The following is an 8,752-nucleotide window of genomic DNA, read 5'->3' on the forward strand; positions in this document are numbered from 1 at the left end:
CGCGTAATCGGCATACTGCACCGACAACCCCGCCCACGACGGCGCCCGACCCTCACAACGAGCCTCATACGCCGATGACAGATCCCGCAGCAACGGACCCATCGAGCCACCGTCCGCGGCCACGTGATGCACCACCAACAGCACCACATGCTCAACGTCGGACAGCTCGAAGCAGAAGCCGCGGATCGGCAGGTCCACCGCCAGATCGAACCCTTCACCCGCCGCTGCGGCCAGCAACCCCGGCAACTCCTGCGCCGAGCAGTCACGGACTACCAGTTCAGGAGTGGCTTCCTCGATCGGGCGGATCTGCTGGAACGCCACCGCGTCGATCTCACCGAAGACCGTGCGCAGGCTCTCGTGCCGGCCCACCACATCGGTCAACGCCTGCTCGAGCGCGGCCACGTCCAGCCCGCCGTGGACCCGCACCGCGACCGGAATGTTGTAGGCCCCGGACTGCTCCTCCAGCCGGTTGAGGAACCACAGTCGTTGCTGCGCGAACGACAACGGCAGCCGCTGCGGACGAGGCACCGCCACCAACGCGGGCCTAGCCTGGTCACTGCTCCGAGCCACCAACCGGGCCAACCCCGCCACCGTCGGCGCCTCGAACACCGCCCGAATCGAAACCTCAACCCCCATCGCCGTACGAATCCGCGACACCAGCCGGGTCACCAGCAGCGAGTCACCACCGAAGGCGAAGAACCCGTCATCGATCCCGACCCGCGGCAACCCCAAGACCTCGGCGAACAGACCACACAACAACTCCTCGACCGGAGTCCGCGGCCCCCGCCACGACACCGACACGTCGGGCATCGGCAGCGCGGCCCGATCGACTTTCCCGTTAGCCGTCGACGGGAAAGCGTCCAACACCACGACCGCCGCCGGGACCATGTACTCGGGCAGCGTCCGGCCCACGAACTCCCGCAACCGCTCCCCGTCAACACCTGCCGCGATGACGTAGGCGACCAGCCGCCGTTGCCCCGGCTGATCCTCCCGGACCATCGCCACGGCCTGGCCGACCGCCTCGTGCCGGGTCAGCGCGGTCTCGACCTCGCCCAGCTCGATCCGGAAACCGCGCAGCTTCACCTGATCATCGGAGCGGCCCAGGAACTCCAGCACCCCACCCTCGGCCCAGCGCACCACGTCCCCGGTGCGATACATCCGCTCACCCGGCCCGCCGAACGGACACGCCACAAACCGCTGCGCGCTCAGCCCAGCCCGGCCCAAATAGCCCCGGGCCAGCTGCGTGCCGGCCAGATACAGCTCCCCGGTCACCCCCGGTGGGACCGGTTGCAAGAAGCTGTCCAGCACGTAGGCGCGGGTGTTCCACAACGGCTGGCCGATCGGTACTCCCGACCCGTCCCCCGCCGGCACTTGGTACTCGGTGGCATACACCGTCGCCTCGGTCGGGCCGTAACAATTCCACACCGTCACGCCCGGAACACTCGCCATCAGTTCACCGGGCAGAGTGGCGGGGACCGCTTCCCCACACAACACCACCGCATCAACCGACGCCGGCAGCTGCAATTCTCGGACCGCGGTGGCAGCCACCGACGGCACCCCACTGAGCAGACCGGGACTCCAGGAATGAACATCGTCGTCACCGGCGGCCAGCAGGTCTCGGGTCACCAGCATCTGACCACCACACGCCAGCGGTGAGAAGAACTCGAAGACCGACACGTCGAAGCTCAGCGAGGTCGACCACACCACCCGCGACAGGCCCTCAACGCCAAACGTGCCGACCGCCCAGGACACCAGATTGACCACGTTTGCGTGCGTGACCACCACGCCCTTGGGCCGGCCCGTCGACCCCGACGTGTAGATCACGTACGCCGGATGCGCCGGCAACAGCCCGCCCAACCGGTCGGCGTCGGCCACCGCGGTAGCCGGCTGCGCGGCGATCTCCCCAACCGTCGTCGGGTCGTCCAGCATCACCACACCGGCTCGGCCGGGCAGACCGCCGACCAAGTCCGTCGTGGTCAGCACACACACGGTCGCGGCGTCGTCGAGCATGAAAGTGATCCGCTCGGCCGGGTAGGTCGCGTCGATCGGCAGATACGCACCGCCGGCCTTCAGCACACCCAAAACCGCCACGACCAACTCCGCCGACCGGGGCAACACCAAACCGACCAGCGATTCCGGACCCACCCCCAACCCGACCAGATACCGGGCCAACCGATTCGCCCGCTCGTCCAACTCCCGGTACGTCAGTTCAACGCCCTCGAACACCACCGCGACCGCATCCGGGCTCACCGCCGCCTGCGCCCCCAGCAGCTCCGGCAACGTCACGGCCGGCACCGGGTGGACGGTGTGGTTGAGCTCATCGAGGAGCCGGTGCCGTTCCGCCGGGTCGAGGACCTCGATCTGTGAGACGGGCCGGTCGGGGTCGTCGGCGACCGTCTCCAGCAGTCGAACTATTCGGGTCGCGATGCTCCGCGCAGTGGGTTCGTCGAACAGGTCCAGGCTGTACTCGAGCACCCCGGTGATCCCCACGGGCTGCCCGTCCGGAGTCCGGTGCTCGGTCAGGCCCACGCTCAGGTCGAACTTCGCCGACCGGGCCGTGACCGGTTCGGCGGTGACCGTCAGACCCGGCAGGTCCACGGCCGACTCGCTGACGTTCTGCATTGCCAGCATCACCTGGAACAGCGGGTGGTGGCCCAGCGAGCGGGTCGGGTTCAACAGCTCCACGAGCCGCTCGAACGGCACATCCTGATGTTGGTACGCGGCCAGGTCGGTGTCCCGGACCCGGTCCAGCAACTCCCGGAAACTCGGGTCGCCGGACACGTCCGTACGGAGCACCAGGGTGTTGACGAACATCCCGACCAGCTCATCAGCCGCGTCGTCGCTCCGCCCAGCGACCGGCGCACCGATCGGGATATCCGTACCCGCTCCCAACCGGGTCAGCAGCGCGGCCAACCCGGCCTGCAGCAGCATGAACACGCTCACCCGGCAATCACGCGCCAGATCCGTCAACGCCCGATGCAACCGAGCATCGAGGTTCAGCTCGGTCACCGCCCCGCGGTGCGAGGCCACCGGCGGACGCACCCGGGCACCCGGCAACTCCAGCTGATCAGGCAACCCGGCCAACGCCCGAGCCCAATACGCCACCTGAACGCTGACCAGACTCTCCGGGTCCGACTCCTCGCCCAGCAGCTCCCGCTGCCACAACGTGTAATCGGCGTACTGCACCGCCAACCCCGGCCACGACGGCGCCCGACCCTGACAACGAGCCGCATACGCCCTCGACAGATCCCGCAGTAACGGACCGATCGAGCCACCGTCCCCAGCCACGTGATGCACCACCAACAACACCACGTGCTCAACCTCGGACAACCGGAAGCAGAAGCCGCGGATCGGCAGTTCGGCTGCTAGATCGAACCCCTGTACGGCGGCCGCGGCCAACAGTCCGGGGAGGTCCTGTGCCGAGCAGGCGCGCACTGCCAATTCGGGGTGAGCTTCCTGGGGCGGGCGGATCTGCTGGAACACTCCGGTATCGGTATCGGTCTCGAGGAAGACCGTACGCAGGCTCTCGTGCCGGCCCACCACGTCGGTCAGAGCCCGCTCGAACGCGGGCACGTCCAATCCGCCGTGGACCCGCATGGCGACCGGGATGTTGTAGGCCCCGGGCTGCTCCTCGAACCGGTTGAGGAACCACAACCGCTGTTGCGCGAACGACAACGGCAGCCGCTGCGGACGAGGCATCGCCACCAACGTCGGCCGCGCCTGGTCACTGCTCTGAGCCACCAACCGGGCCAACCCGGCCACCGTCGGCGCCTCGAACACCGCCCGGATCGAAACCTCAACCCCCATCACCGACCGGATCCGCGACATCAACCAGATCACCAGTAGCGAGTTCCCGCCCAACGCGAAGAACCCCTCATCGATCCCGACGCGCGGCAACCGGAGAACTTCCGCGAACAGACCGCACAACAGCTCCTCGACCGGAGTCCGCGGCCCCCGCCACGACACCAGCCCGGGCACCTCCGGCATCGGCAGCGCGGCCCGATCGACCTTCCCGTTAGCCGTCGACGGGAAAGCGTCCAACACCACGACCGCCGCCGGGACCATGTACTCGGGCAGCGTCCGACCCACGAACTCCCGCAACCGTTCCCCGTCGACACCAGCGTCGGCGGCGGCCGGAATGACGTAGGCGACCAGCCGCCGCTGCCCCGGCTGATCCTCGCGGACCATCACCACGGCCTGAGCCACCGCCTCATGCCGAGCCAGAGCTGTTTCCACTTCGCCCAGCTCGATGCGGAAGCCGCGCAGCTTCACCTGATCGTCCGAGCGGCCCAGGAACTCCAGCACCCCACCCTCGGCCCACCGCACCACATCCCCGGTGCGATACATCCGCTCACCCGGCTCACCGAACGGACAAGCCACAAACCGCTCGGCGCTCAACCCCGCCCGACCCAGATACCCCCGCGCCAACTGCGTCCCGGCCAGATACAACTCACCGGCCATCCCCGCCACCCCGGGCGGCACCGGCTGCAAGAATCCGTCCAGCACATACGCTCGGGTATTCCACAACGGCCGGCCGATCGGCACCCCGGACCCGTCCCCCGACGCTCGATACTCGGTGGCATACACCGTCGCCTCGGTCGGGCCGTAACAGTTCCACACACTCACACCCGGGACACTGGCCATCAACTCGTCCGGAAGTCCGGCCGGAACAGCCTCACCACACAGCACCACAGCGCTGACCGTCGACGGAAGCCGCGACTCCCGCACCGCCGTGGCCGCCACCGACGGCACCCCACTGAGCAAACCGGGATCCCAGTCATGCACGGCCTTGTCCCCGACCGCCAGCAAATCCCGGACCACCAGCATCTGACCACCACACGCCAGTGGTGAGAAGAACTCGAAAACCGATACGTCGAAGCTCAACGAGGTTGACCACACCACCCTGGTCAGGCCCTCACGCCCGAACGTGTCGACCGCCCACGACACCAGATTCACCACGTTCGCGTGCGAGACCACGACGCCCTTGGGCCGGCCCGTCGACCCCGACGTATAGATCACATACGCCGGATGGGCCGGCAACAACGCACCCAACCGATCAGCGTCCGTCACACCGGCAGCCGGCAGCGCGCTGATCAGCTCCGCAGTCTCCGGATCGTCCACCATCACCACACCGGCTCCGCCGGGCAGACTGTCAGCCAGGGCCGTGGTGGTCAGCACGCAGACCGGCGTGGCGTCGCCAAGGACATATTCGATCCGGGCACGCGGATACGTCACGTCGATCGGCAAATACGCACCGCCGGCCTTGAGTACGCCCCACACCGCCACGACCAGCTCGACCGACCGGGGCAGCACGAGCCCGACCAGACTCTCCGGACCCACTCCCGAACCGATGAGGTGCCGAGCGAGTTGGTTGGCCCGCTCGTCGAGATCTCGGTAGGTCAGCTCAGTGCCCTCGAATACCACCGCAACCGCATCCGGGCTCGCCGCGGCCTGCGCCGCCAGCAGCTCCGGCAACGTCGTCACCTGCACCGACCGGACGGTGTCGTTGAACTCCTCGAGGATCATGTGCCGTTCGGCGGGTTTGAGGACATCCACCTGCGAGATCGGCCGTTCGGGATCCTCGGCCACCGCCTCCAGCAACCGGACCACCCGGGTCACGATCGCGGTGGCGGTGGGCTCGTCGAACAGGTCCAGGCTGTACTCCAGCACCCCATTGATCCCCGCGGGTTGCCCGTCCGGGCCACGCTGCTCGGCCAGCCCCAGGCTCAGGTCGAACTTCGCCGACCCACCCGCCACCGGCTCCGGTGTCACGGCCAGGTCCGGGAAGTTCACGGCTACGTCGCTGGTGTTCTGCAGGGCCAGCATCACTTGGAACAGCGGATGACGGCCCAGCGAACGGGCCGGGTTCAACACCTCGACCAGCCGCTCGAACGGCACATCCTGATGCTGATAGGCAGCCAGATCGATGTCACGGACCCGGCCCAGCAACTCCCGGAAACTCGGATCGCCGGACACGTCGGTGCGCAGCACCAGGGTGTTGACGAACATCCCGACCAGATCGTCCACGGCCTCATCGGTCCGCCCCGCGACCGGCGCACCGATCGGAATGTCCGTGCCCACCCCCAACCGGGTCAACAACGCAGCCAACCCGGCCTGCAACAGCATGAACATACTCACCCGGCAAGCACGGGCCAGATCCGTCAACGCCCGATGCAACCCGGCATCAATCCGCACCTCGGTCACCGCGCCACGGTGCGAGGCCACCGGCGGACGCACCCGAGCACCCGGCAACTCCAACTGATCAGGCAGATCAGCCAACGCCCGAGCCCAATAGGCCACCTGAACACTGACCAGACTCTCCGGGTCCGACTCCTCACCCAGCAACTCCCGCTGCCACAACCCGTAATCCGCGTACTGCACCGCCAACCCCGGCCACAACGGCGCCTCACCCCGGTGACGAGCCTGATACGCCGACGACAGATCCCGCAGCAACGGACCCATCGACCAACCGTCCGCCGCCACGTGATGCACCACCAGCAACACCACATGCTCTGACTCGGACAGCTCGAAGCAGAAACCACGGATCGGCAGATCCACGGCCAGGTCGAACCCTTCACCCGCCGCCGCGGCCAGCAATCCCGGCAGGTCCTGCTCGGTGCAGTCGCTTACTTTCAGCTCCGGACCAGCCTGCCCCGGGGGCAGGATGCGCTGGAACGCGACCGCGTCGATCTCACCGAAGACCGTGCGCAGGCTCTCGTGCCGGCCCACCACATCGGTCAACGCCTGCTCGAGCGCGGCCACGTCCAGCCCGCCGTGGACCCGCACCGCGACCGGAATGTTGTAGGCCCCGGACTGCTCCTCCAGCCGGTTGAGGAACCACAGTCGTTGCTGCGCGAACGACAACGGCAGCCGCTGCGGACGAGGCACCGCCACCAACGCGGGCCTAGCCTGGTCACTGCTCCGAGCCACCAACCGGGCCAACCCCGCCACCGTCGGCGCCTCGAACACCGCCCGAATCGAAACCTCAACCCCCATCGCCGTACGAATCCGCGACACCAGCCGGGTCACCAGCAGCGAGTCCCCACCCAGGGCGAAGAACCCGTCATCGATCCCGACCCGCGGCAACCCCAGAACCTCGGCGAACAGACCACACAACAACTCCTCGACCGGAGTCCGCGGCCCCCGCCACGACACCGACACGTCCGGCATCGGCAGCGCGGCCCGATCCACCTTCCCGTTGGCCGTCGACGGGAAGGCGTCCAGCACCACCACGACTGCCGGGACCATGTACTCGGGCAGCACCCGGCCCACGAACTCCCGCAACCGTTCCCCGTCGACACCAGCGTCGGCGGCGGCCGCGATGACGTAGGCGACCAGGCGCCGTTGCCCCGGCTGGTCCTCCCGGACCATCACCACGGCCTGAGCCACCGCCTCATGCCGGGCCAGAGCTGTTTCGACCTCGCCCAGCTCGATGCGGAAGCCGCGCAGCTTCACCTGATCGTCGGAGCGGCCGAGGAACTCCAGCACCCCGCCCTCGGCCCACCGCACCACGTCCCCGGTGCGGTACATCCGCTCACCCGGCCCGCCGAACGGGCACGCCACGAACCGCTGCGCGCTCAACCCGGCCCGACCCAGATAACCCCGGGCCAGCTGAGTACCCGCTAGATACAGCTCTCCGGTCACCCCGGGCGCGACGGGCTGCAGGAAACGGTCCAGCACGTAGGCTTGGGTGTTCCACAACGGCCGACCGATCGGCACCCCCGACCCGCCTGGCGGAACCAGATACTCGGTGGCGTACACCGTGGCCTCGGTCGGGCCGTAACAGTTCCACACCGCCACGCCCGGCACGTTGCTCATGAGCTCGCCGGGCAGACTGGCGGGCACCGCTTCACCACACAGCACCACGGCATCGACCGACGCGGGCAGCTGTGATTCCCGGACCACGGTGGCCGCCACCGACGGCACCCCACTGAGCAGACCAGGACTCCAGGAATGAACATCGTCGTCACCGGCAGCCAGCAGGTCTCGGACCACCAGCATCTGACCACCACACGCCAGCGGCGAGAAGAACTCGAAGACCGACACGTCGAAGCTCAACGAGGTCGACCACACCACTCTGGCCAGGCCCTCACGCCCGAACGTGTCGACTGCCCACGACACCAGATTGACCACGTTCGCGTGGGAGACCACGACGCCCTTGGGCCGGCCGGTCGACCCTGACGTGTAGATCACGTACGCCGGATGGGCCGGCAGCAGCGCACCCAGCCGGTCGGCGTCGGTCAGCGCGGTCGCCGGCTGCGCCGCGATCTCCCCAACCGTCGTCGGGTCGTCCAAGACCACCACACCGGTTCGGTCGGGCAGACCGCCGACCAAATCCCTGGTGGTCAGCACACACACCGGCGCGGCATCGTCGAGCATGAACGCGACTCGCTCGGCCGGGTAGGTCGCGTCGATCGGCAAATACGCACCGCCGGCCTTGAGCACACCCAAAACCGCCACGACCAACTCCGCCGACCGGGGCAACACCAAACCGACCAGCGATTCCGGACCCACCCCCAACCCGACCAAATGCCGAGCCAACCGATTCGCCCGCTCGTCCAACTCCCGGTACGTCAGCTCAACGCCCTCGAACACCACCGCAACCACATCCGGACTCGCCCCGGCCTGCGCCCCCAGCAGGTCCGGCAGCGTCGTCACCGGTACCGGCCGGGCAGTGTCGTTGAACTCATCCAGGATCATGCGCCGCTCAGCCGGACCGAGCACGTCGACCCGGGAGACCGGCTGGTCCGGG

Annotated in this window: 2 protein-coding genes; one reads left to right on the forward strand and one right to left on the reverse strand. The window is 68.2% G+C overall.

Features of this window, described 5'->3' with window-relative positions:
* A partial coding sequence (locus tag ACIA5C_RS48455; RefSeq protein WP_396068145.1) for an amino acid adenylation domain-containing protein occupies positions 1–8,607 on the reverse strand: 8,607 nt, incomplete at its 3' end.
* Here ACIA5C_RS48455 and ACIA5C_RS48460 point away from each other — a divergent pair.
* On the forward strand, positions 8,530–8,752 hold a 223-nt coding region (locus tag ACIA5C_RS48460; protein ID WP_396068147.1), incomplete at its 3' end, for a hypothetical protein. The two genes, ACIA5C_RS48455 and ACIA5C_RS48460, sit on opposite strands and share 78 nt — an antisense overlap.

Origin of the sequence: Actinoplanes sp. NPDC051343 (assembly GCF_044455125.1) — a bacterium.
Lineage (GTDB): Bacteria > Actinomycetota > Actinomycetes > Mycobacteriales > Micromonosporaceae > Actinoplanes.